The 23,166-nt window shown below is 71.1% G+C and carries 19 protein-coding genes and 1 pseudogene; 5 read left to right on the forward strand and 15 right to left on the reverse strand.

Annotation, left to right across the window (positions count from 1 at the left end):
• Window positions 1-142 precede the first annotated feature (142 nt).
• The 3 genes from ACWDEN_RS15825 to ACWDEN_RS15835 form a co-directional block, all read right to left on the reverse strand.
• On the reverse strand, window positions 143-1,588 hold the full coding sequence (locus ACWDEN_RS15825; RefSeq protein WP_351604725.1) for an aldehyde dehydrogenase family protein: 1,446 nt from the start codon (window positions 1,586-1,588) through the stop codon (window positions 143-145).
• A gap of 134 nt (window positions 1,589-1,722) precedes the next feature.
• Window positions 1,723-3,381 carry a PucR family transcriptional regulator gene (locus tag ACWDEN_RS15830; protein WP_450859447.1) on the reverse strand — a complete coding sequence of 553 codons (1,659 nt, stop codon included), beginning with the start codon at window positions 3,379-3,381 and terminating at the stop codon, window positions 1,723-1,725.
• Between the two features lie 227 nt (window positions 3,382-3,608).
• Window positions 3,609-5,735, reverse strand: coding sequence for an ATP-binding protein (locus ACWDEN_RS15835; RefSeq protein ID WP_450859448.1), 2,127 nt, complete (start codon window positions 5,733-5,735; stop codon window positions 3,609-3,611).
• A 300-nt stretch (window positions 5,736-6,035) separates the two neighbouring features.
• Between ACWDEN_RS15835 and gabT the strand changes: the two genes are divergently transcribed.
• Both gabT and ACWDEN_RS15845 read left to right on the forward strand, forming a co-directional pair.
• On the forward strand, window positions 6,036-7,370 hold the full coding sequence (gene gabT / locus ACWDEN_RS15840; protein ID WP_351604719.1) for a 4-aminobutyrate--2-oxoglutarate transaminase: 1,335 nt from the start codon (window positions 6,036-6,038) through the stop codon (window positions 7,368-7,370).
• A gap of 426 nt (window positions 7,371-7,796) precedes the next feature.
• The gene (locus ACWDEN_RS15845) at window positions 7,797-8,489 is read left to right on the forward strand and encodes a phosphatase PAP2 family protein (protein WP_450859449.1); all 693 of its coding nucleotides are present in this window, start codon (window positions 7,797-7,799) and stop codon (window positions 8,487-8,489) included.
• A gap of 14 nt (window positions 8,490-8,503) precedes the next feature.
• Here the strand turns inward: ACWDEN_RS15845 and ACWDEN_RS15850 are convergent, their stop codons facing one another.
• The 8 genes from ACWDEN_RS15850 to ACWDEN_RS15885 all read right to left on the reverse strand — a co-directional run bounded on the left by ACWDEN_RS15850 (window position 8,504) and on the right by ACWDEN_RS15885 (window position 16,794).
• Entirely contained in the window at window positions 8,504-8,962 is a 459-nt protein-coding gene (locus ACWDEN_RS15850) for a hypothetical protein (RefSeq protein WP_351604715.1), read from the reverse strand.
• A gap of 144 nt (window positions 8,963-9,106) precedes the next feature.
• Window positions 9,107-9,391: a hypothetical protein gene (locus ACWDEN_RS15855; RefSeq protein ID WP_351604713.1), complete on the reverse strand. Its 285-nt coding sequence runs from the start codon at window positions 9,389-9,391 to the stop codon at window positions 9,107-9,109.
• 156 nt (window positions 9,392-9,547) lie between these two features.
• Window positions 9,548-10,978: an NAD(P)/FAD-dependent oxidoreductase gene (locus tag ACWDEN_RS15860; protein WP_450859450.1), complete on the reverse strand. Its 1,431-nt coding sequence runs from the start codon at window positions 10,976-10,978 to the stop codon at window positions 9,548-9,550.
• Between the two features lie 52 nt (window positions 10,979-11,030).
• Window positions 11,031-11,831, reverse strand: a complete 801-nt coding sequence (locus tag ACWDEN_RS15865) for an ABC transporter permease (protein WP_351604709.1) — start codon at window positions 11,829-11,831, stop codon at window positions 11,031-11,033.
• Window positions 11,832-12,767 carry an ABC transporter permease gene (locus ACWDEN_RS15870; protein WP_351604707.1) on the reverse strand — a complete coding sequence of 312 codons (936 nt, stop codon included), beginning with the start codon at window positions 12,765-12,767 and terminating at the stop codon, window positions 11,832-11,834.
• On the reverse strand, window positions 12,767-13,918 hold the full coding sequence (locus ACWDEN_RS15875; protein WP_450859451.1) for an ABC transporter ATP-binding protein: 1,152 nt from the start codon (window positions 13,916-13,918) through the stop codon (window positions 12,767-12,769). The genes ACWDEN_RS15870 and ACWDEN_RS15875 overlap by 1 nt, the downstream gene beginning before the upstream one ends.
• Before the next feature lie 5 nt (window positions 13,919-13,923).
• Complete coding sequence (locus ACWDEN_RS15880) at window positions 13,924-15,171, reverse strand: ABC transporter substrate-binding protein (protein ID WP_450859452.1); 1,248 nt, start codon at window positions 15,169-15,171, stop codon at window positions 13,924-13,926.
• Between the two features lie 87 nt (window positions 15,172-15,258).
• A complete protein-coding gene (locus ACWDEN_RS15885; RefSeq protein WP_450859453.1) occupies window positions 15,259-16,794 on the reverse strand; it encodes a gamma-aminobutyraldehyde dehydrogenase in 1,536 nt (511 codons plus the stop codon).
• 209 nt (window positions 16,795-17,003) lie between these two features.
• Here ACWDEN_RS15885 and ACWDEN_RS15890 point away from each other — a divergent pair, with 209 nt between their 5' ends.
• Entirely contained in the window at window positions 17,004-17,561 is a 558-nt protein-coding gene (locus ACWDEN_RS15890; protein ID WP_351604699.1) for an NADAR family protein, read from the forward strand.
• A 123-nt stretch (window positions 17,562-17,684) separates the two neighbouring features.
• Here ACWDEN_RS15890 and ACWDEN_RS15895 read toward each other — a convergent pair whose 3' ends face one another.
• A complete protein-coding gene (locus ACWDEN_RS15895) occupies window positions 17,685-18,371 on the reverse strand; it encodes a DUF4190 domain-containing protein (protein WP_450859454.1) in 687 nt (228 codons plus the stop codon).
• Between the two features lie 188 nt (window positions 18,372-18,559).
• On the opposite strand from ACWDEN_RS15895, the pseudogene ACWDEN_RS15900 reads away from it, so the two are divergent.
• Window positions 18,560-19,779 (forward strand): annotated as a pseudogene (locus ACWDEN_RS15900) (adenosine deaminase).
• Between the two features lie 36 nt (window positions 19,780-19,815).
• Window positions 19,816-20,508, forward strand: a complete 693-nt coding sequence (locus ACWDEN_RS15905) for a glycerophosphodiester phosphodiesterase (protein ID WP_351604693.1) — start codon at window positions 19,816-19,818, stop codon at window positions 20,506-20,508.
• A gap of 18 nt (window positions 20,509-20,526) precedes the next feature.
• Here the strand turns inward: ACWDEN_RS15905 and ACWDEN_RS15910 are convergent, their stop codons facing one another.
• The 3 genes from ACWDEN_RS15910 to ACWDEN_RS15920 form a co-directional block, all read right to left on the reverse strand.
• Entirely contained in the window at window positions 20,527-21,150 is a 624-nt protein-coding gene (locus ACWDEN_RS15910) for an RNA polymerase sigma factor (RefSeq protein ID WP_450859496.1), read from the reverse strand.
• Between the two features lie 62 nt (window positions 21,151-21,212).
• The gene (locus ACWDEN_RS15915; RefSeq protein WP_450859455.1) at window positions 21,213-22,532 is read right to left on the reverse strand and encodes an alginate lyase family protein; all 1,320 of its coding nucleotides are present in this window, start codon (window positions 22,530-22,532) and stop codon (window positions 21,213-21,215) included.
• A gap of 72 nt (window positions 22,533-22,604) precedes the next feature.
• A complete protein-coding gene (locus tag ACWDEN_RS15920; protein WP_450859456.1) occupies window positions 22,605-23,102 on the reverse strand; it encodes a hypothetical protein in 498 nt (165 codons plus the stop codon).
• Window positions 23,103-23,166: the final 64 nt, after the last annotated feature.

Here is a 23,166-nt window from a genome sequence, read left to right on the forward strand (position 1 = left end):
AGTCATGGACAGATCAAGACACACAGCAGGACTCTTGAACAGCCGATGCCGAATCCTTTACTCAGAGGCAGCAAACGACAGCGGCCGGTGCCCCCGCACAGTGGGCACCGGCCGCTGCCGTTTCCGACCTGTCCGTGGCAGGTCAGAGCGCGAGACCGGTCAGGACCAGCACGCGCTCGTAGGTGTAGTCCTCCATCGCGAACCGCACGCCTTCGCGGCCCACACCGGACTGCTTGGCGCCGCCGTACGGCATCTGGTCGGCGCGGTAGGACGGGACGTCGCCGATCACCACGCCGCCGACCTCGAGGGCGCGGTGGGCGCGGAAGGCGACCTGCAGGTCGTGGGTGAACACGCCTGCCTGGAGGCCGTACTTGGAGTTGTTGACCGCCGCGAAGGCTTCCGCCTCGCCGTCCACCTTCTGCACGGTGAGGACCGGTCCGAAGACCTCCTCGCAGGCGAGGGTGACGTCCGCCGGTACGTCGGTGAGGACGGTCGGCGCGTAGGAGGCGCCGTCGCGGTCGCCGCCGGTGAGCAGCGTGGCGCCGGCCTCGACCGCCTCCTTCACCCAGGACTCCACGCGCTTGGCGGCGTCCTCGCTGACCAGCGGGCCGACGTCCGTCTTGGCGTCGGACGGGTCACCGGTGACCTGGGCCTCCACGGCGGCGACGATGCGCGGCAGCAGGCGGTCGTGGACGGAGGCATCCACGATCACGCGCTGCACGGAGATGCAGGACTGGCCGCCCTGGTAGTTGGAGAAGGTCGCGATGCGGGTCGCGGCCCAGTCCAGGTCGGCGTCGCTCGCGTAGTCGGCGAGGACCACGGCCGCGCCGTTGCCGCCCAGCTCCAGCGTGCAGTGCTTGCGCGGCACCGAGTCCATGATCGCGTAACCGACCTTGTCGGAACCGGTGAAGGAGATCACCGGCAGGCGCTCGTCCTGGACCAGGGCGGGCATGCGGTCGTTCGGGACCGGCAGGACCGACCACGAGCCGGCCGGCAGGTCGGTCTCGGCCAGCAGCTCGCCGAGGATCAGACCGGACAGCGGGGTGGCGGGGGCCGGCTTGAGGACGATGGGCGCACCGACGGCGATCGCGGGGGCGACCTTGTGGGCGCACAGGTTCAGCGGGAAGTTGAACGGCGCGATGCCGAGCACGACACCCTTCGGGAAGCGGCGGGTGAGCGCCAGCCGGCCCTGGCCGCCGGCGTCGGTGTCGAGCCGCTGGGCCTCGCCGCCGTTGAACCGGCGGGCCTCCTCGGCGGCGAACCGGAACACGGAGACGGCACGGCCGACCTCGCCCCGGGCCCACTTGATGGGCTTGCCGTTCTCGGCGGAGATCAGCTGGGCGATCTCCTCGGTGCGCTCGACCAGCCGCTTGCTGACGTGGTCGAGGGCGGCGGCGCGCACGTGCGCCGGGGTGGCGGCGAACTCGTCCCGCACGGCGTACGCGGCGGCCACGGCCTCCTCGACCTGGGCGTCGGTCGGCACGCCGACCCTGCCGACGAGCCGGCCGTCCCACGGCGAGGTGACGTCGAAGGTGTCCTCGCCGGTGACCTGGCGGCCGGCGAGCCAGAAGGCGTGGATGGAAGTCATGTGCGAGTCCCGGCCCTTCCGCGTTGGGGGTGTGCTTGGCTTTCGTGGTCAACGGTAGGGCGGGGGTGGCCGGGGGTCGCTTGTCCGAGTCGTAGCAGTAGGCAGCCCCGGCACTACTGTTTGGACTACTTGGACTACTCGGCGCTGGTGGCCTTCAGGGCGAGCCACAGCTCCATCCGGACGTCGGGATCGTCCAGGGACCGCCCGAGGATCTCCTCGACCCGCCGCATCCGGTACCGCAGCGTGTGCCGGTGCACGCCCAGGTCCGCCGCGGCCGCGTCCCACTGCCCGTGCCGCGACAGCCACGCCCGCAGCGAGGCGACCAGATCCCCCCGCCCCGTCGCGTCGTGCTCGTGCAGCGCCCGCAGCAACCCGTCCGCGAACGCCTTCACCGCGTCGTCGGCCAGCAGCGGCAGCACGGACCCCGCGGCCAGCTGCTCGTGCTCCACCAGCACCCGCCCCCGTCGCCGTGCCACCGACAGCGCCTGCTCGGCCTGCTTGTAGGCCGCCGCGGCGGCGATCGGCCCGGCCGGCGCGGACAGCCCGACGACCAGCTCCTCCTCGTCACCCCCGGTCCGCTCCGGCACCGCCCGCGCCGCCTCCAGCGCCGCCGCGTGACTCGTGCAGGCGGCCACCGCCGCGCCCCCGTCGGCGGCGAGCACCACCAGGCGCTCCCCCTCGGGCACGACCAGCACGGCCTCCCCGGAGCGGGCGGCGGCCGACTCGAGGCTCTCCGCCAGGCCGCCCAGCGGATCACCGCTCACCTCGCCGGTGGCAGGCACGGCGCCACCGGCACCCGGCCCACGCACGTGACCGTGGGCGTCCGCGTGCGCCCGAGCAGCGGATCCGGACGCCGACTCGGCGACGATCATCCGGAACGGCGCGTCGAGCAGCCCGCCGTACAGGTCCCCGGCGACGGCCCGGGCGTGGTCGGGCTCACCGGCGAGGAGCATGCGCAGCACGGCCGTGCCGACGCGCTGTTCGGCCGCCTGCAGGGAACGGGAGCGTTCGGTGGTGAGGGTGAGCAGGGCGATGGCGGAGTGCACGGCGTACCGCTCGGCGGTGCCGAGGGCGGCGGCGGTGCCGACGGCGAGTGCGGCGCGCGGCCGCCGCCCGGTCCCCAGGGAGTGCAGCTCGACCCGGTCCTCGTGCTCGGGCCCGCCGACGACGGACGAGGCCGGCGCGGGCCGCTCCCGCAGCCGCTCGATCTCGGCGGTCAGCCGGGCGGCACGCCGGCCGGCCCACTCGGGCGCGGCGGCGACGACGGCGCCGGAGGCGTCGTAGAGCGCGGCCCACCCGTCGACCTGCCCGGCGAGCGCGCCGAGCAGCCCCTCGGGCCCGGCGTTCAGCGCCTGCTTGGTCAGCTCGCGCTGGGCGGCGAACCCCGCGGTGACGGCCCGGTACTGGTCGGCGGCGATGGCGGCGGACACGGCCTTGCTGATGGCGAGGAAGGGGGTGCGGCGGGGCACCTCCAGCAGCGGCAGCCCCTCCTGCCGGCAGGCGTCGACGAGGGCCGCCGGGATGTGTTCGTAGTTGACCCCCACGGCGAACCCGAGCCCGACGACGCCGGCGCCGGCCAGCCGCTTCACATACCGCCGCATGGCCTCGGGGTCCTCGGCGTCCAGCTTGAGCGCGGTGATCAGCAGCAGCTCACCGCCCTCCATGTACGGCACGGGGTCGGCCAGCTCACTGACGTGGGCCCAGCGGACGGGCACGTCGAGGCGGTCCTCGCCCGCGCGCACGGTCAGCTTCAGCGCGGAGTGGTGGACGAGCGAGGCGAGGGTCGGGGGCATGAGGCCTTCAGTCGACGGCAGATCGAACGTTCAGATGATGGATCTTCCGAATGGACCTGTTGAACGAACCCTCCGGACGGGTCCTTTGGACAGATCCATCGCACGGATCCTTCGGACAGATCCATCGCACGGATCCTTTGGACGGACCCTCTGGACACATCCTTTGGCCGAACCGTACGAACGGCCTACACCGATTCTGCCTCACCGTACGGTCCCCCGCCGCCTTCTCACCCCCGCAGATCCACCAGCAACGGCGGCGCGTGCTCCCCCCGCACACTCGTCAACGACAACACCGCATGCCCCGCCGGCACCCCATGAGCCAACTCGGACGCAGACCACCGCTCACGCTCCACCTGACGGACGGTGACGGCACGGGCGGTGGGGGCCTGTCCTGTGATGACCCGGCGCAGGATGTGCACGGCCTTGCCGGCCGGGGTCTCGGCGATGATCTGGCGATCGGTGACGTCCCGGGTCTCGATCCACTCCTTGCCCCACACTTCGGCGAAGTCCTGCCCGTCCCAGGGGGTGACCCCGGACAGCGCCATCCGGCAGCCGGTGGTGCCGAGCAGCGGACTGCGCAGCGGCCGGGGTACGTCGTCCAGGGTGCGCAGGGTGAGCACCGCGCCGGCTCCCGCCGAGCGGAGGCGCTGGATGCCGCGAACCGCCTCCGGGGTGATGACGCCGGAGGCGTCGTCGAGGATCAGGCAGGCGAAGAGCGACCGGTCCTCCCGTACGGTCACGGCTGCCGTGAACTGGGCAAGCACCAGCCGGGCCAGGATCCGGGAGGCGTCGGCGTGCCCGCGCTGGGGCAGGTCGATGCGGACGCGCACCGGATGGTCGAGGGCCTTGAGCGAGAACGGCCGGGCCTGGTCGGAGGTGTTGAAGAAGCCGGCGAAGGCAGGCCGGTCGAGCAGCGCGATCCGGTCGGCGAGCACGGTGCCGACATCGCCCGGGTGGGTCATCTGGCGTTCGCGGGCGTCGAGTTCCCGCAGCAGCCCGTCCTGTCCGGTGTCCGTCAACGCCTTGCGCAGCGCCGCGAGCGGGCCGGGAACACCGTCGAGGAGCTGGCGCAGCTCGGGCACGGACGGGAAGCGGTCGTGGACGGCACGGAAGGGACCGAGCAGCTGGGCGAGAACCGTGGTCGAGCGGCGGCTGTCGCTGCCCGGGTGCGCATCGGCGAGGTCGCCTGCGAGGGCCTCAGCGAGTATGGCAGCCGCCTCGTCGGGGTCGGTGGTGCCGCCGTACAGGTCGAGGTCGTAGACGGACTCCGGGTGACCGACGCGTACGACGACGTCGTAGGCCTCGGCCGGGCCGAGGCCGGCGCCCGCCGCGCCGACGACCACGACGGAGGCGCGCCCGGCGAGGGCGTGCAGGCACAGGGACTCGGCGACTGGCCGTACCACCGCGCCGGTCTTCCCCGAGCCGGACGGGCCTACGACGAGCAGCGAGGTACCGAGCAGGCCGGGGTCGAGGCCGAGGCCCGCGCCGCGGTAGTGGTAGGGGTTGCGGGGGTCGTCGACGGTGGTGCCGAGCCGGACCTGGCCGGTGATCAGGTCGTGGCGCGCGTGCCGCACGGGCAGGTCGCGTTCGCCGGAGGGGTGCAGGCAGGCGGCGGAGCCGTCCGTGAGCACGGCGCCGGTGAAGGTGGCCAGCGTGTGCCGTCCCGACCGCACCCCCTGCCAGGCCCGGCTGATCCGCGCGTGATCGACGTCCCGCATGAGCCCGGCCTTCGCCTCGGCGGCAAGCCGATCGGCGGCCTCGTGGGCACCGGCGCGGCGCAGGTGGGGCCATTCGGCCGGGTCCTGCTCGGGCGCGGGCGGGCGCTCGGCCACCGGCAGGGCCGGACGCCAGGCCGGCGGGCCGTAGCGGCGCCAGACCTCGCCCCAGCGGCCGATACGGCCGACGATGAGCAGAATGGCAAGCACGATGACGGTGTAGTAGCCGTACCAGAGGAAGGCCCGCGACACATTGCTGTCGCTGTTGCGCCAGGAGTCGGGGACGAGCAGTTCGAGCGGCAGCACCCACCAGCTGCCGAGATAGCCGTTCCACAGCAGCGACCAGACTAGCCAGCCGACGAGAAAGGCGATGAGAGCGCCGCTGATCAGCTGCCGGGCCGGGGTCTGCTCCGGCTCCTGCTCGGGCCGGGGCCGGTGCCCGAGGCGCCACACGCCGGGTGCCGCCTCCGGGCGGGGTGTGCGAAGCCAGGTCAGGAAAGCGGAGCCGTCCGGTGCCGGCGGCACACTGGGAGGTACTGCCGGCATGGGTGGTACGGCTGCTTGCTCGCGTGGTACCGCTGGGCGAGGTACAGGATTCGCATGCGTGCCGCGTGCGTCGCGCGTGCCGTCGCCGTCCATCGCCCTTGCCCCCTGACCAGCCGTTCCGTCCACCGTCAGCGAGCAATCTAACGCCCCGGCAGGGGGAGTTCACCGCATACGCGGCCGAGAGCGCCCGCCTTCTGGGCGTACCCCGGCCACTCGGCTATGTCCATGACGGACAACCGGGGCGACCGACAACGCCCACATGGAGCATGCCCACCCCCCACCCCCGGCCCTAGCCTGCGAAGAAAGATAGGTATGCGGCCGAAAACGCACCGCCCGGAATCGTCCGGGACGCCAGATCAGACCGCCCGGTACGCAAGATCATCAGGAGCCCCCATGACCGCACTTCCGCAGGAGCGCCGCGTCGTCACCGCCATCCCCGGCCCGAAGTCGCAGGAGCTGCAGGCCCGCCGTACCGCCGCGGTCGCGCAGGGCGTGGGCTCCGTGCTGCCGGTCTTCACCACGCGCGCCGGTGGCGGGATCATCGAGGACGTCGACGGCAACCGGCTCATCGACTTCGGGTCCGGTATCGCCGTGACCTCCGTCGGTGCCTCCGCCGAGGCCGTCGTACGGCGCGCGAGCGCCCAGCTCGCCGACTTCACCCACACCTGTTTCATGGTCACCCCGTACGAGGGCTATGTGGAGGTCGCGGAGGCGCTCGCCGAGCTGACGCCCGGTGACCACGCCAAGAAGTCCGCGCTGTTCAACTCGGGCGCCGAGGCCGTCGAGAACGCCGTCAAGATCGCGCGTGCGTACACCAAGCGGCAGGCCGTCGTGGTGTTCGACCACGGGTACCACGGGCGGACCAACCTGACCATGGCGCTGACGGCGAAGAACATGCCGTACAAGCACGGGTTCGGGCCGTTCGCCCCCGAGGTGTACCGGGTGCCGGTGGCGTACGCCTACCGCTGGCCGACCGGGCCGGAGAACGCCGGTCCCGAGGCCGCCGCGCAGGCCATCGACCAGATCACCAAGCAGGTCGGCCCGGACAACGTGGCCGCGATCATCATCGAGCCCGTGCTCGGCGAGGGCGGCTTCATCGAGCCCGCGAAGGGCTTCCTGCCGGCCATTCGGCAGTTCGCCTCCGACAACGGGATCGTCTTCGTCGCCGACGAGATCCAGAGCGGCTTCTGCCGGACCGGGCAGTGGTTCGCGTGCGAGGACGAGGGGATCGTCCCGGATCTCATCACCACCGCCAAGGGCATCGCCGGTGGGCTTCCGCTCGCCGCCGTCACCGGGCGTGCGGAGATCATGGACGCCGCGCACGCCGGTGGGCTGGGTGGTACGTACGGCGGCAACCCCGTCGCCTGTGCGGGTGCCCTCGGTGCCATCGAGACCATGAAGGAGCTCGACCTCAACGGCAAGGCCAAGCGCATCGAGGAGATCATGAAGGGTCGCCTCACCGCCATGGCCGAGAAGTTCGACATCATCGGTGACGTGCGTGGGCGCGGCGCGATGATCGCGATCGAGCTCGTGAAGGACCGCACCACCAAGCAGCCGAACCCGGAGGCCACCGCCGCGCTCGCCAAGGCCTGCCACGCCGAGGGCCTGCTGGTCCTGACCTGCGGCACCTACGGCAACGTGCTGCGCTTCCTGCCCCCGCTGGTGATCGGCGAGGACCTGCTGAACGAGGGCCTCGACATCATCGAGCAGGCCTTCGCGCGCATCTGAGCGACTGCTCCGCACCTGTGAACGGTGCCTGCGGCAGGCCGTGTGAAGAAGGTGTGCGAGGTGGATGGCGGGAGCCGATTCCGTCTGCCCAAGCGGCCCGGCCTGCCGTAGGTTCTACCCAGATGAGAGATACACCCCGCCCACAGGGGACTGTGGGCGATTTCAGGCCGGGGCCTCCCCAGCTTCGACCTGGTCGTGCCCTCGCGCACACAACAACCGGCGCCTGACGGCTCCGGGATCTCCTCACCGATCGGACGGTCGCCGCCCCAAACCCCCCGGGGCGCGCGACGTTCCGATCCGATCGGCCGCCTCGGAACTACCCCCCCTGTTCCGGGGCGGCCGACCTCCTTCTCCTCACCTCGCGGGTTTCCCGGACATGGCCCGACGATTCGTTCCGGGCCGAACGGACCTGCGAAGCTGGGCACCGTGTCGACCTCAGCCCGCCACTGTGTGCTCCTCGGTCTCCCGGCCGGACTCTTCGCCGTGATCACCTGGCAGGTCGTGACCCACGGCCCGCTGCTGCGCCTGGACTCCCGCCTCAGCCGGGACCTGGTCCATCGGGACGGATTCGGCGCGTACCTCTCCGATCTCGGCAACATCCAGGTCGCCGTCCCGGTGCTCGCCGCGGCCCTGCTCCACGTCCTCTGGCGGGGACGGTCCAGCGGTACGAAACGGTGGTGGCTGCCCCCCGCCGCCGCGGCCGTACTCATGGCGCTGGTCCCGGCGATCGTCGTACCGCTCAAGGACTGGACCGCACGGCCGGGGACCCCCGTGGCGCCTCCGGCCGTCGGCTATTTCCCCTCCGGGCACACGGCCACCGCGACCATCGCCTACGGCTCCGCGACGCTGCTCCTGCTGCCCTGGCTGCGCTCCACGGCCGCCCGCCGGAGCCTGGTCGCCGTGTGCGCGGCGCTGGTGCTCGGAGTGTCGTACGGCCTGGTCCGGTACGGCTGGCACTGGCCGCTGGACGTGGTGGCCAGCTGGTGCCTGTGCACCGTGCTGCTGACCGCCCTGTCCCTGGTGCCGGGCGTCCTGAAGAACCCGGGCGGCTCGACGAAGCCAGGCCTCTCGAAGAAGCCGGGCACCTTGAGGAAGGAAGGGGCGCGGGGCTCCGTCTGAGTCGCCTGCGGGGGCTATCGTTCCCCGTCCCCTCCCCCGGCCAGCCGCGCCGCCGCCTCGTGCATCGCCAGCTCCAGCAGCGCGGGGTCGGTCAGCGTGCCCGAGCCGTCCGGCGGCACCAGCCAGCGCACGCCCCGGGTCGCCCGGCCCGGATACGGCACGACGATCCAGGTGCCGTATCCGGCGGTGCGGACGCCGGTGCCGACCCAGCGGGCCGCGGTGCCCGGCGGCACGAAGAACCCGACCCGGTCGTCGCCGAAGTCGACGAGTACCGGGCCGGGCCGGTCGAGCACGCGGATGAGCACGTCCAGGGTCGGGTAACCGAGGTCACCCGGCAGGATCAGTACGTCCCAGGCCCGGCCGGCGGGCAGCAGCGCGACCCCGAGGGGACTGCGCTCCCATTCCCAGCGGCAGGCTTCGGGGTCCGGTGCGACGGATGCCAGCCATTCGGCCGCCGTCTTCGCCCCAGTCATCGTCAAGGCCTCCCTCTCTCGCCCGACCGTCCGGAGCGGTCGCGTCAGGAGGAGAGAGGGAGGCCTTCCGGGGGGCATTACGCGGGTTCCGCACCCCCATCGAGGTGATCTGGGTCACACTTCGGCGCCGGCCGGGGGCGACGGCTAGTCGTAGTACCAGTACCAGTCGTCGCAGTGGTGGTGATGGTGGTCCCAGTCGTCATGGCCGTCGTGGTTCCAGTAGTCCCCGTCGTGGTGGTCGTGGCGGGGAGCCATGGTCACCACGGACGTCTGGTGCATCGGCGCCGCCGTGGCGGCCGCCGCCGGCAGCATGACGCCCCCGGCGACGACGACGGCGGAGGCCACCGCCGTCGCCAGGCCCAGGCGGCGCTGGGGACGAGTGGCGTCGTGCTTGCGGCTGAAGCGGTTGAAGCGGTCGATGAGGGTCATGATCTTCTCCTGCCGATCCGGGGTGGAAGTCGGTGCCTCCCGGTGAGGCCCGTGCTTCAAGTACGCCCGAACGCGGCAGCAGCGTCATGCTCCGGAAACTCGGGGCTTGACGCAGCCACAGGGGCCGGGTAGAAGCCCACAGGCCGGCGAAAGGGCTCAGCTGTCGAAGCCCAGCCCCAGCCGGTCCATCGTCCGCAGCCACAGATTGCGGCGGCCGCCGTGCGCGTCCGCGCGGGCCAGGGACCACTTGGTGAGGGCGATCCCGGTCCAGGCGAACGGCTCGGGCGGGAACGGCAGCGGCTTCTTGCGGACCATCTCCAGCTCCGTCCGCTCGGTGCGCTCCCCCGCCAGCAGGTCGAGCATCACGTCCGCGCCGAAGCGGGTCGCGCCGACGCCCAGGCCGGTGTACCCGGCCGCGTAGGCGACCTTCCCCTGGTGCGCCGTGCCGAAGAACGCCGAGAAGCGCGAGCAGGTGTCGATCGCGCCGCCCCAGACATGCGTGAAGCGGACGCCCTCCAACTGCGGGAAGCAGGTGAAGAAGTGGCCGGCGAGCTTGGCGTACGTCTCCGGCCGGTCGTCGTACTCGGCGCGCACCCGGCCGCCGTAGTGGTGGATCGCGTCGTAGCCGCCCCACAGGATGCGGTTGTCGGCGGAGAGCCGGAAGTAGTGGAACTGGTTGGCCGAGTCGCCGAGTCCCTGTCTGTTCTTCCAGCCGATCGACTCCAGTTGCGCCTCACTCAGCGGCTCGGTCATCAGCGCGTAGTCGTAGACCGGGACGGTGTAGGAGCGCACGCGGCGCAGCAGGCTGGGGAAGATGTTGGTGCCGAGCGCGACCCTGCGGGCGCGGACCGCTCCGTACGGCGTGCGTACGGCCATCCCGGCGCCGTAACTCTTCAACGTCAGCGCGGGCGTGTGCTCGTACACCCGCACCCCGAGCTTCAGACAGGCCCTCTTCAGGCCCCAGGCCAGCTTCGCCGGGTGCAGCATGGCCACGCCCCTGCGGTCCCACAGGCCGGCCTCGAAGGTGGGCGAGTTCACCTGCTCGCGCACCGCGTCGGCGTCCAGGAACTCGATGCCGTCCGCGAGACCCTGCTCCGCCAACTCCTTGTGCCAGTCGCGCAGTTCCCAGGCCTGGTAGGTCTCGGTGGCCACGTCGATCTCGCCGGTGCGCTCGAAGTCGCAGTCGATGCCGTGCCGGGTGATCGCGGCCTCGATCTCGTCGAGGTTGCGCCGGCCCAGCTCCTCGAGCTTCTGGATCTCGTCGGGCCAGCGGGTGAGGCCGTTGGGCAGGCCGTGGGTGAGGGAGGCGGCGCAGAAGCCGCCGTTGCGGCCGGAGGCGGCCCAGCCCACCTCGCGGCCTTCCAGCAGGACCACGTCCCGCTGCGGGTCGCGCTCTTTGGCGTTGAGCGCGGTCCACAGTCCGCTGTAGCCACCGCCGACGACCAGCAAGTCGCAGGTGTCGGTGCCGGTGAGGGCGGGCTCGGGGTGGGGCTTGCCGGGGTCTTCCAGCCAGTACGGCACCGGCTGGGCTTCGGAGAGAGAAGCGATCCAGTTGTCTTTGCCACGACTCATGGCGCTTGGGGCCATGATTTCAACTCCCTACAGTGGACGTTCCCGACAGGGGAATTCCTGAAAAGGCTTATGCCCTTTGTTTGTTGCGGCTGTTGCCGACCAGCATCGAGAACAGCGTGATGAGGACGGCGACGAGGAACATGGCCGTACCGATCACGTTGATCTGGACGGGCGTGCCGCGCTGCGCCGAACCCCACACGAACATCGGGAAGGTGACGGTCGAGCCGGCGTTGAAGTTCGTGATGATGAAGTCGTCGAAGGACAGCGCGAACGACAACAGCGCGCCCGCCGCGATGCCCGGTGCCGCGATGGGCAGGGTGACCCGCAGGAAGGTCTGCACGGGGCCGGCGTACAGGTCCCGGGCGGCCTCCTCCAGGCGCGGGTCCATCGACATCACGCGCGCCTTGACCGCGGTGACGACGAAGCTGAGGCAGAACATGATGTGGGCGATGAGGATCGTCCAGAATCCCAACTGAGCACCCATGTTGAGGAACAGGGTGAGCAGCGAGGCTGCCATGACGACCTCGGGCATCGCCATCGGCAGGAAGATCAGCGAGTTGACGGCGCCGCGGGCGCGGAAGCGGTAGCGGACCAGCGCGAAGGCGATCATCGTGCCGAGCAGGGTGGCGCCGACCGTCGCCCACACCGCGATCTGGAGGCTGAGGGACAGCGAGCCGCACATGTCGGCGACGCCGCACGGCTGCTTCCAGGCGTCCAGGGAGAACTGCTGCCACTCGTAGTTGAAGCGTCCCTTCGGCTTGTTGAAGGAGAACACCGTCACGATGACGTTGGGCAGCAGCAGGTACGCGAGCGTCAGGGTTCCCGCGATGACGACGAGATGGCGCTTGAGCCAGTTGACGAAGGGCATTTAGACCAGGTCCTCCGTCCCGGACCGGCGGATGTAGATCGTGACCATGGCCAGGATGGCGGCCATGAGGATGAAGGACAGGGCCGCGGCGGTCGGGTAGTCCAGGATCCGCAGGAACTGCGTCTGAATGACGTTTCCGATCATGCGGGTGTCGGTGGAGCCGAGCAGTTCGGAGTTGACGTAGTCGCCGGCCGCCGGGATGAAGGTCAGCAGCGTGCCGGAGACCACGCCCGGCATCGACAGCGGGAAGGTCACCTTGCGGAAGGTGGTCCAGGGCTTGGCGTACAGGTCGCCCGCCGCCTCGTGCAGCCGTCCGTCGATCCGCTCCAGCGAGGTGTACAGCGGCAGGATCATGAACGGCAGGAAGTTGTACGTCAGTCCGCACACCACCGCCAGCGGTGTGGCGAGGACGCGGTCGCCGGCCGTCCAGCCGAGCCAGTTGGTGAGGTCCAGGACGTGCAGCGAGTTCAGGACGTGCACCACCGGGCCGTTGTCGGCGAGGATCGTCTTCCAGGCCAGGGTGCGGATCAGGAAGCTGGTGAAGAACGGCGCGATCACCAGGATCATGATCAGGTTGCGCCAGCGGCCCGCGCGGAAGGCGATCAGATAGGCCAGCGGGTAGCCGAGCAGCAGGCACAGGGCCGTGGCCCCGGCCGCGTAGAGGACGGACCGCAGGAACTGCGGCCAGTACTCGCTGAACGCGTCCCAGTAGGTGGCGAAGTGCCAGGTGACCTTGTAGCCCTCCTCCAGGGAGCCCTGCTGCACGGAGGTGGAGGCCTGGTAGATCATCGGCAGCGCGAAGAAGACGACCAGCCAGAGGATGCCGGGCAGCAGCAGCCAGTACGGCGTGAACCGGCCGCGCCTCCGCGGGGGCTTCTGCTCCGGTGCGGTGGGCGCGAGAGGCGGGGGCGCCTCGGCTTCGGTGAGCGTCGACATCAGGCGGCCACCTCTTCCTCGGTGCCCGCGTCGATGTCCTGTGCGGCGTCGAGACCGAAGGTGTGCGCCGGGCTCCAGTGCAGGACGACGTCGGCGCCGGGCACGAGCCGGCCGTCGCGCTCGACGTTCTGGACGTACACCGCGAGCTCGTCGCAGACGGGGCTGTCGATCACGTACTGGGTGGAGACACCGATGAAGCTGGCGTCGGCGATCCTGCCGGTGAGGCGGTTGCGGCCCTCCGGGATGTCCCCCGCGTCGTCGGCGTGCGTGAGGGATATCTTCTCGGGGCGGATGCCGACCAGCACCTTGCCGCCGGCCGTCGTCGGGGCCGCACATCGCGCCTTCGGCAGCACCAGCTTGCCGCCGCCCGCCTTGAGCACGATGTCGTCGCCGTTCTTCGTGTCCACCTCGGCCTCGATGAGGTTGGAGGTGCCGAGGAAGTTCGCGACGAAGGTCGTGTTCGGGTTCTCGTACAGGTCGGTCGGGGAGCCCAGTTGCTCGACGCGGCCCGCGTTCATCACGGCGACCGTGTCGGCCATGGTCATGGCCTCCTCCTGGTCGTGCGTGACATGGACGAAGGTGATGCCGACCTCGGTCTGGATGCGCTTGAGCTCCAGCTGCATCTGGCGGCGCAGCTTGAGGTCGAGGGCGCCGAGCGGCTCGTCGAGCAGCAGCACCTTGGGGTGGTTGATGAGGGCGCGGGCGACGGCGACGCGCTGCTGCTGGCCACCGGAGAGCTGGTGCGGCTTCTTGCGCGCCTGCTCGCCGAGCTGGACCAGCTCCAGCATGTCCTCGACCTGCTTCTTCACGCTCTTGATGCCGCGCCGGCGCAGACCGAAGGCGACGTTCTCGAAGATGTCGAGGTGCGGGAAGAGGGCGTAGGACTGGAAGACCGTGTTCACCGGCCGCTTGTACGGCGGCAGGTGGGTCACTTCCTGGTCGCCGAGGTGGACGGCGCCCGTCGTGGGCTCCTCCAGGCCGGCGATCATGCGCAGGGTGGTGGTCTTGCCGCAGCCGGAGGCGCCGAGCAGGGCGAAGAAGGAGCCCTGCGGCACGGTCAGGTCCAGCGGCTGTACGGCGGTGAAGCCGTTGTCGTACGTCTTGCTGATACCGGAGAGGCGGACGTCGCCGCTGTTGTCTGGTGTCGTCATCGTCGTCACGCCCCTGTGAGCTTCGAGAACTTCTGCTGGTAGGCGGTCTCTTCCTTCTGCGTCAGCGAGCGGAAGGCGTGGGACCGGGCCTGCATGGCCTTGTCGGGGAGGATCAGCGGGTTGTCCGCCGCGCTCTTGTCGATCTTGGCAAGGTACGGCTTCACCCCCGCGACCGGGCTCACGTAGTTGATGTAGGCGGCGAGTTCGGCGGCCGGCTCGGGCTCGTAGAAGAAGTCGATGAGCCGCTCGGCGTTCGTCTTGTGGCGCGCCTTGTTGGGGATCAGCATGTTGTCGGTCGACGTCATGTAGCCGCTGTCGGGGATGACGTAGCCGACGTCGGGGTTGTCCGCCTGGAGCTGCACGATGTCGCCGCCCCAGGCCACGCACGCGGCGAAGTCGCCCTTGGTGAGGTCCGAGGTGTAGTCGTTGCCGGTGAAGCGGCGGATCTGGCCCTTGTCGACGGCCTTCTGCAGGCGGGCGATCACCGCGTCGAAGTCGTCGCCGGTGAACTTCGCCGGGTCCTTGCCCATGTCCAGCATGGTCATGCCGATGCTGTCGCGCATCTCCGTCAGGAAGCCGACGCGGCCCTTGAGCTTGGGGTTGTCGAGCAGGTCGGAGACCGACTTCACCTCGATGCCGTCGAGCGCCTTCTTGTTGTAGGCGATGACGGTGGAGATGCCCTGCCAGGGGTACGAGTAGGCCCGGCCCGGGTCCCAGTCGGGGGCGCGGAACTGGTCCGACAGGTTGGCGAAGGCGTGCGGCAGGTTGGACGGGTCCAGTTTCTGGACGTACCCGAGGCGGATCATGCGGGCGGCCAGCCAGTCGGTGAGCACGACGAGGTCACGGCCGGTGTCCTGGCCCGCGGCGAGCTGCGGCTGGATCTTGCCGAAGAACTCGTCGTTGTCGTTGATGTCCTCGGTGTACTTCACCTGGATGCCGGACCCCTTGGCGAACGCGTCGAGCGTGGGGTGCCGCTTCGTCTTGTCGTCCACGTCGATGTACTCGGGCCAGTTGGAGAAGTTGACGACCTTCTCCTTGGCCGAGTGGTCGTCGGCGGACACGCCGCCCTGCGTCTTGGACGCCGCGGGGATCCCGCAGGCGCTCAGCGCCCCGAGACCGCCGACCGCGAACGCGCCCCCCGCGGAGGCGCGCAGCAGCGAACGGCGGGTCATCGCGGCCCGGCCGCTGCGCAGACTGCGCCGTATGGCGGCGACTTCGACCGGGGTGAGGCGGTCGGGCTCGTACTGCTCCATGCGCGTGGTGCCCTTTCGGGAGGGTTGAGTGATCGGCCTGGTCGAGGGCCGGAGCGTCACACCCGGCGGCAGCCGGACAAACGGCTGCTACCGGTCCCCGAAGATCGTGCGGTGCCAGTCCTTGCGGGCGACCGCCGTATTGTCGAACATTACGTGCTTGACCTGCGTGTACTCCTCGAAGGAGTACGCCGACATGTCCTTGCCGAAGCCGGACGCCTTGTAGCCGCCGTGCGGCATCTCGCTGATGATCGGGATGTGGTCGTTGATCCATACGCAGCCCGCCCTGATCTCGCGGGTGGCGCGGTTCGCGCGGTAGACGTTGCCGCTCCACGCGGAGGCGGCGAGGCCGTACGGGGTGTCGTTGGCCAGGCGGATGCCGTCGTCATCACTGTCGAAGGGCAGGACGACCAGTACCGGTCCGAAGATCTCGGACTGGACGATCTCGCTGTCCTGGGCGGCGTCGGCGATCAGGGTCGGCCGGTAGTAGGCGCCCTTCTCCAGGTCGCCCCCGGGTGCCTCGCCGCCGGTCACCACGCGCGCGTAGGCACGCGCGCGGTCCACGAAGGCGGCGACCCGGTCCCGCTGGACGTGCGAGATGAGCGGCCCGAGGTCGGTGCCGGGGGCGAAGGGATCACCGAGCCGCACGCTCTCCATCAGGGCGGCGGTCCGCTCCACGAAGGCCTCGTACAGCGGCCGCTGCACGTACGCGCGCGTGGCGGCCGTGCAGTCCTGCCCGGTGTTGATGAGCGCACCGGCGACGGCGCCGTGGACGGCGGCCTCCAGATCGGCGTCGTCGAAGACGACGAAGGGCGCCTTGCCGCCGAGTTCCAGGTGCAGCCGCTTGACCGTGGCGGTGGCGACCTCGGCGACGCGCCTGCCGACGGCGGTGGACCCGGTGAAGGAGGTCATGGCGACGTCCGGGTGGCCGACGAGGTGCTCCCCCGCCTCCTTCCCGGTCCCGGTCACGATGTTGATCACACCGTCGGGGATGCCGGCGTCGGTGGCGGCCCGGGCGAAGAGCAGCGAGGTGAGCGGGGTCAGCTCGGCCGGCTTCAGCACGATCGTGTTGCCCGCGGCGATCGCCGGGAGGATCTTCCAGGCGGCCATCTGCAGGGGGTAGTTCCAGGGCGCGATCGACCCGACGACACCGATCGGCTCGCGCCGGATGTACGAGGTGTGGTCCCCGGAGTACTCACCGGCGGACTGCCCCGCCAGGTGCCGGGCGGCGCCCGCGAAGAAGGCGGTGTTGTCGATGGTCCCCGGCACGTCGAACTCGCGGGTCAGCTTCAGCGGCTTGCCGCACTGCAGGGACTCGGCGCGGGCGAAGTCCTCCGCGCGGTCGGCGAGCACGGCCGCGAACCGGTGCAGGGCGTCGGAGCGCTCGCCCGGGGTGGCCGAGGCCCAGCCGGGGAAGGCCTCGCGGGCGGCGGCGACGGCCGCGTCGACGTCGTCGGTGCCGGCCAGATCGTAGCGGTAGACCTCCTCGCCGGTGGCGGGGTCGACCACGGCGTGGGTGCGGCCCGAGGTGCCCTTCGTCAGCCGGCCCGCGATGAACTGCGCGCCGTCGGCGAATCGCTCCTCGGCGGGGAATCGTTCCGGGGTGGCGGTGCCCGGGTTGTGCATGTCGCTCTCCTCCGCCGTGCGCCCCGTCCCGGGGGGTGGGTGGCGTAGCTCCAGCTCGATTTGAGTGCCGATCCTGACAGAGCAATAGGACTCCAACAAGTGATTCCGTTGTTGCCTTTTGGTTACGCGACGGAATCTGTCGACCAGGTGTCGAGTCGAGGCGGAAAAGGGCGGACGGAGTGTCAGTGGTGCGTGCCAGACTCGCGTGCATGGGGAAGATCGACGGGGTGGAAGCCCTGATCAGGGAGATCCGGGCGGGCAGCCGGATCAAGTACCTCCACTTCTGGGGGCACCGGCCGAGGCCGGACGGCAGGATCGGCGCGAGCTGTCTGAGCCAGTGGTGGCCGTCGCCGTTCACGGTGGACGGAGTGGAGTACGCGACGGCCGAGCACTGGATGATGGCCGGCAAGGCACGGCTGTTCGGGGACGCGGAGGCCGAGCGCAGGGTGCTGGCCTCCGGCCATCCCTCCCAGGCCAAGAAGGCCGGCCGGCTGGTCCGCGGTTTCGACGAGGCGATATGGGAGCGGGAGCGGTTCCGGATCGTGGTCGAAGGGAGCGTGCACAAGTTCGCGGCCGACGGTGCGCTCCGGGACTTTCTGCTGGACACGGGTGACCGGGTGCTGGTGGAGGCGAGTCCCGTGGACCGGGTGTGGGGGATCGGGTTGGCGGCGGACGACGAGGGGGCGTCGGATCCGGAGCGGTGGAAGGGGCCCAACCTTCTGGGCTTCGCGCTGATGGAGGCACGGGAGCGGCTGAGAGCGGACTGACGCCGCCGGGGGGCGCGGAGCGTTGCCGGGTGCCGGTGCGGCCGTGGTCGATCGCGCCCACGCGGCGGAGCCGCGTATCGACACCGCCCCGCGCCCCGCGAGTGGGCCCCGCTGACCGGTGTCTCAGGTGTGGAACGCGATCACGAAGGCGATGAAGCCCAGGGCCAGGACAATGCCGGACGCACCGCAGATGAGTCCGGCCAGGGCCATGCCGGGATTGGTGGCCTCGCCCCGGCCGGCCTTCCCGCGGCCGAGCGCACCGAAGACGATGGCCAGCACGCCCAGGATCAGGGCCACCGGCCAGAGCAGGAAGCAGATCGACGCCAGGATGCCCAGCACCAGCGAGGCCGTGCCCATGCCGTTGCTCGGCAGCGGCTGCATGCCGGGCCAGCCGTAGGGGCCGGGGTACGGCTGCTGGGGCCGGCCGGGGTAGCCGTAGGCGGACGGCATGCCGGGGTAGCCGTACGGCACCTGGCCCGGGCCGTCGGGGGCGATGGGCGGCGGGGGCACGGGTTCCGGTCCCGTGTGCTGCGCGGCGGGCGGGGCGTAGGGGTACGCGGGGGCGGCCGGCGGGGCGTACGGGTTCGCCGGTGGCGTGGCCGCCGGGGGCGCGAACGGGTTCGCCGGTGGGCGTACGGCAGCGGCGGTCGGCGGAGCCCAGGCCCTCGGCACGGCGTCGGCGGGCTGGTCCGGCGACGAGGGCAGCGAGGTCAGCGTCTGCTGGTAGTGGACGGAGCCGTCACCAGGAGCGGACTCCGGGCGCGACTCGGGTATCGCGCCCTCGGCCGGAGCGGAGGGGGCGTCCCACACCGGCCCCGAAACGGCACCCTGCCCCGTACCCGAAGCAGCACTCTGCCCCGCAGCCCGCCGAGGTGCACGGTCGTCGTCCGTTCGTTTGTCCAGAGACAGCCGGGGGCCCGTCGGTCCCTCGCCGGCAGGCTGATGCTGCTGCGGCGTGGACTGCGGCACCTCGTCGGACATGGTGAAGGACCCCTCTGCTGGACGTCCCGCCATGCTACGGGCAGGCCGGAACGGCGCGGGCCGGGGCCTACGATGATCCCGCGCAACCGATCAGCCGATCACCGCGCCCGCACCCGGGACCCGGCACCACCGGCCCCGCCGCGCGGGCGCCCTTCCCGGGGAGGACCCCATGACCGACAGCTCCGTACCCGCCGCCGGCACGGCCGACCGCGATCTGCGGACCTTCATCGCCGGGCTGCCCAAGGCCGAACTGCACGTCCACCACGTCGGCTCCGCCTCCCCGCGCATCGTCTCCGAGCTGGCCGCCCGCCACCCCGACTCCAAGGTGCCGACGGACCCCGAGGCCCTCGCCGACTACTTCACGTTCACCGACTTCGCGCACTTCATCGACGTGTATCTGTCGGTCGTCGATCTCATCCGCACCCCGGAGGACGTCCGGCTGCTGACCTACGAGGTCGCCCGCGACCTGGCCCGGCAGCAGGTGCGCTACGCCGAGCTGACCATCACCCCCTTCTCCTCCACCCGGCGCGGCATCGACGAGCTGGGCTTCATGGCGGCGATCGAGGACGCCCGCAAGGCGGCCGAGGCCGAGTTCGGGACCGTACTGCGCTGGTGCTTCGACATCCCGGGTGAGGCCGGCCTGGAGTCCGCCGAGGAGACGGCCCGGCTCGCCACCGACGACCGGATCCGCCCGGAGGGCCTGGTGTCGTTCGGGCTCGGCGGCCCCGAGATCGGCGTGCCCCGGCCGCAGTTCAAGCCGTACTTCGACCGGGCCATCGCCGCGGGCCTGCGCTCGGTCCCGCACGCCGGGGAGACCACCGGCCCGGAGACGGTGTGGGACGCGCTGACCCATCTGCGCGCCGAGCGGATCGGGCACGGCACCAGCTCCGCGCAGGACCCGAAGCTGCTCGCCCACCTCGCCGAGCGGCGCATCCCGCTGGAGGTGTGCCCGACCTCGAACATCGCCACCCGCGCGGTCCGCACCCTGGACGAGCACCCGATCAAGGAGTTCGCGCGGGCCGGGGTGCTGGTCACGATCAACTCCGACGACCCGCCGATGTTCGGCACCGACCTCAACAACGAGTACGCGGTGGCCGCCCGGCTGCTCGACCTGGACGAGCGGGGCCTCGCCGGTCTCGCGAAGAACGCCGTGGAGGCCTCCTTCCTGGACGCCGACGGCAAGGCCCGGATCGCGGCGGAGATCGACACGTACACCCGTACCTGGCTCGCCTCCTGACGCGGCCCACAAGGGGGCACCCCCACAATGGGGGGCATGCAGACCGTGACCGCCGTGGCCCATCGCGGCGACCCCTACCGTGTCCGTGAGAACACCATCGACTCGCTGCGTTCCGCGCTCGGCCGGGGCGCGGACGCGGTCGAGATCGACGTACGGCTCACCCGCGACGGCGTCCCCGTGCTGCTGCACGACGACACGCTGCAGCGGCTGTGGGAAATCGGCCGCCCGCTCGGCGCGCTGTCCGCCGAGGAGCTGCGCGGGCTCACGGCGGGCCGTGTGCCGACACTGGCGGACACGCTGGCCGCGACCGGCGACAGCCGGGTGATGGTGGACCTGTGCGGGCGGGTCGAGCGGCGGATGGTGGACCGGGTCATGGACGTGGTCCGGCAGAGCGGGGCCCAGGAGCGCGTCTACTACTGCGCGGGCGCCGAGGCGATGCTCGCCGTCCGCGCCGCCGACCCGGCCGCCGAGATCGCGCTGACCTGGACGAGCCTCGCCCCGCCCCGGCCCGCGCTGCTGGACGTGGTCCGCCCGCGCTGGCTCAACTACCGCTTCTCCCTGGTGAGCCGGGAGCTGGCGGCCCGCGTCCACCACGACGGTTACCTGCTGTCCGTCTGGACCCCGGACACCCGCCGCTCGATGGGCCGCCTGCTGGCCCTGGGCGTCGACTCGATCACCACGAACCGGGTCGACGTCCTGCACACCCTGCGCAACGGCGCGCTCCGCTGACATGGCCCCGCGGGAGCGCTACACCCGGGACCGCTGAGGGACCGTCGCCGGGTCGGCCGGGGTGGCGCCGGTGAGGTACTGCGGGACCGGGGTGTCATCGCGTCCGGTGTCGCGGACCAGGCCGTAGCGCCTGGCCCCCTGCGCGGGGCCGGTGGTGATGTCCTTCTCGGCCGCGGCCCAGGTGGTCGGGAAGACGCTGAGGCCGTAGTCGGCGCCGCGTTCCTTCTGGGTGAGGGTGACGCTGCCGTCGAGGTGGAAGTACTCGTTCTGCCACATCTGCTGGGTGCCGGCCGGCGGGACGGCGTAGCCGACGGCCGGGTTGCCCATGCCGGTGACGGCGGGGTCGGTGCCGAGAGCGTCGTCCATGGGCGCGGACGGGCGGCGCGCCCGCTCCCGGACCTGCCGCATGGCGATCGCCACGAGCCAGGACCGGAAGCTGTCCGGGTCGCGCAGCGAGCCGAGGTTGCCCACGGCGCGCAGCATGGTCTCCTGGACGACGTCGTCGACGTCCGCGTGGCCGTTCAGCGCGCGGCCGACGATGTTGTAGACGAGCGGCAGCCGGCCCGCGACCAGCTCGTCCAGCGCCTGCCGGTCACCGGCCTGCGCGGCCACGATGGTGCCGCGCCACTGCCGCCCGTCCACCGATCCGGTCTCCTGTACGTGTGCCACGACGCGTGCTACGACGTGTGTCAATTGCGTAGACGTCACTTGCTGTAGAGCAGCGTCCCGAAGCCGAGCTGGTCGTAGCCGCCGCTGTTCGGCCCGTAGTCGCCGCCCCCGCCCTCCGCGCGCACCTTCTCGGCCATCGCCGTGACGTACGGCGTGGAGAGCCTGCGGCGGCGTGCGTAGTGGTTGTGCAGAATCTCCCAGACCGGGCGGATCTCGCCGCGGGCCGTGGCGGAGATCACGGTCTGCTGCCGCCACTGGCCGTGTCCGGTGCCGGACCGCCAGCCGTAGGCGGTGAACGGCACGTCGTCGCCGAGGTTGTAGCGGGCCACGCACTCGGCGGCCTGCAGGAAGCGGTTGTCGTCGTAGCCGTAGAGGTCGACGCCCTGGTTCCAGGCCATCTCGCAGATCGCGCCCATGAGTCCGATGCCCATCTGGGTGTGGCCCTGGTCCCGGCCGCTCTCCTGCCACTGGGCGAGGCCCTGGGCGTCGTAGCGGAAGGGAACGGCGTTCTTGATCGCCCCGTTGCCCGCGCCGTGCTCGAGGTAGCTCACGGCGCTGCGGAACGTCGCGTGGTCGTCGAGCAGGATGCCGATCGCCATCACCGAGGCGAGGTTGCACAGGTCCCAGTTGGCCCAGTAGTTGGAGATGACGGCGCCGTTGTGGCGGGTGAGGAAGTCGGTGTTCATCGGGTGGAACACCGTGTGCAGCATCTTCTTGAAGCGGGCGAAGCGGAAGCCGGGGTGGTCGCGGACGAGTTCGGCGGCGTCGGCGAACTGGTAGCCGTAGAGACCGGCGGCGAGGAAGCGGTCGGCGTTGCCGGTGAGCGTGGTGAGAGTGGCCGACCAGGCGTTGAGGATGGCGACGGCGGTGTCGCCGTTGGCCTTCGTGCCGCCGATCCGCCAGCGCAGGGCGTTCTGGTAGGCGGCGTGGATGTCGTTGTAGAGGGTGCGGTAGTTCGGCCCGGAACCCGCTCCCCGCACGACGGTGGCCTGCGCGCGGGCCTGCCAGGTGCTCTGCGAGTGCGGGTTGGCGGTGAGCCGCTGCCAGCCGGCCAGCCAGGGGTCCCGGCCCGCGGCGACCCGCACCTTGGCCCGGTGCAGGTCGCCGGCGTTGTGGAGCATGCCGGGGTGGGCGAACGTCGGCTTCTTCGCCGCCGTGGTCTGGGCCGCGTTCTTCGCCGCCGTGGTCTGGGCCGCGTCGGCCCCGGCACCGGAGAACGCGGCGATCCCACCGCCGAGGGCTCCGGCCACCGCGAGCCCGCCACCGAGGGTGAACAGGCCCCGGCGGCTGAGGCGGTGCTTGTTGGTGGGCTTGGTGGTGGGATGGGCGGCGCGCTTGTGGGCGGGGGTGGGCATGGGGGGTCGCTCCGTGCGTGAGGATGCGGGACGTGCTGGAGACGGAGCGCGGGCCGGAGCGATAACAGTTTTTCAGGTGGGCAGTGCTTCCAGGCGCTTGATCTTCTTCCGCACGACATACAGCGGGATCACGCCGAAAACCCCGAACGACATGTCGACCAGGCTCCACCAGAAGGGGATCCCGCGGATCGGCCCGCAGATCAGGGCGAGCGGGATGATCCCGGCGCAGGCGATCATCCCGAACTCGACCACCCAGATGTTGCGCACCGGGTCGCGGTAGGGGCCGTAGAAGGCGACCGCGATGACGAGGTGGGCGAAGGCGAGCCAGTCGGTGCCATAGAGGACGAAGGGGTACTTGGTGTCCACGGAGTCGAGGCCGTCGCGCACCCTTGCGATCCAGGCCATGAGCCCCGGCAGGTACTCCCGCACCGACAGCGCCCGCAACGCGCTCTCCGTCCAGCGCAGTTCGTGCACCAGGGGGAAGGCGGTGGCGCCGCTGAGGACCAGGCACACCACGAAGAAGACCAGCCAGACGCGAATGCCCTTGAGCAGGGCGGCTCTGTCGCTCATGGCATGAGCGTACGCCTGCTTTTGAACGCGTTCAAAAGCACCCCGCCTCTGGCTGTCGCTCGTC

The sequence above is a fragment of the Streptomyces sp. NPDC001153 genome (assembly GCF_053598315.1).

Bases quoted from the DNA above. Each gene is read 5' to 3' on its own strand.
- ACWDEN_RS15825 (WP_351604725.1), bottom strand. From the start codon at position 1,588: ATGACTTCCATCCACGCCTTCTGGCTCGCCGGCCGCCAGGTCACCGGC.
- ACWDEN_RS15830 (WP_450859447.1), bottom strand. From the start codon at position 3,381: ATGCCCCCGACCCTCGCCTCGCTCGTCCACCACTCCGCGCTGAAGCTG.
- ACWDEN_RS15835 (WP_450859448.1), bottom strand. From the start codon at position 5,735: ATGGACGGCGACGGCACGCGCGACGCACGCGGCACGCATGCGAATCCT.
- gabT (WP_351604719.1), top strand. From the start codon at position 6,036: ATGACCGCACTTCCGCAGGAGCGCCGCGTCGTCACCGCCATCCCCGGC.
- ACWDEN_RS15850 (WP_351604715.1), bottom strand. From the start codon at position 8,962: ATGACTGGGGCGAAGACGGCGGCCGAATGGCTGGCATCCGTCGCACCG.
- ACWDEN_RS15855 (WP_351604713.1), bottom strand. From the start codon at position 9,391: ATGACCCTCATCGACCGCTTCAACCGCTTCAGCCGCAAGCACGACGCC.
- ACWDEN_RS15860 (WP_450859450.1), bottom strand. From the start codon at position 10,978: ATGGCCCCAAGCGCCATGAGTCGTGGCAAAGACAACTGGATCGCTTCT.
- ACWDEN_RS15865 (WP_351604709.1), bottom strand. From the start codon at position 11,831: ATGCCCTTCGTCAACTGGCTCAAGCGCCATCTCGTCGTCATCGCGGGA.
- ACWDEN_RS15870 (WP_351604707.1), bottom strand. From the start codon at position 12,767: ATGTCGACGCTCACCGAAGCCGAGGCGCCCCCGCCTCTCGCGCCCACC.
- ACWDEN_RS15875 (WP_450859451.1), bottom strand. From the start codon at position 13,918: ATGACGACACCAGACAACAGCGGCGACGTCCGCCTCTCCGGTATCAGC.
- ACWDEN_RS15880 (WP_450859452.1), bottom strand. From the start codon at position 15,171: ATGGAGCAGTACGAGCCCGACCGCCTCACCCCGGTCGAAGTCGCCGCC.
- ACWDEN_RS15885 (WP_450859453.1), bottom strand. From the start codon at position 16,794: ATGCACAACCCGGGCACCGCCACCCCGGAACGATTCCCCGCCGAGGAG.
- ACWDEN_RS15890 (WP_351604699.1), top strand. From the start codon at position 17,004: ATGGGGAAGATCGACGGGGTGGAAGCCCTGATCAGGGAGATCCGGGCG.
- ACWDEN_RS15905 (WP_351604693.1), top strand. From the start codon at position 19,816: ATGCAGACCGTGACCGCCGTGGCCCATCGCGGCGACCCCTACCGTGTC.
- ACWDEN_RS15915 (WP_450859455.1), bottom strand. From the start codon at position 22,532: ATGCCCACCCCCGCCCACAAGCGCGCCGCCCATCCCACCACCAAGCCC.
- ACWDEN_RS15920 (WP_450859456.1), bottom strand. From the start codon at position 23,102: ATGAGCGACAGAGCCGCCCTGCTCAAGGGCATTCGCGTCTGGCTGGTC.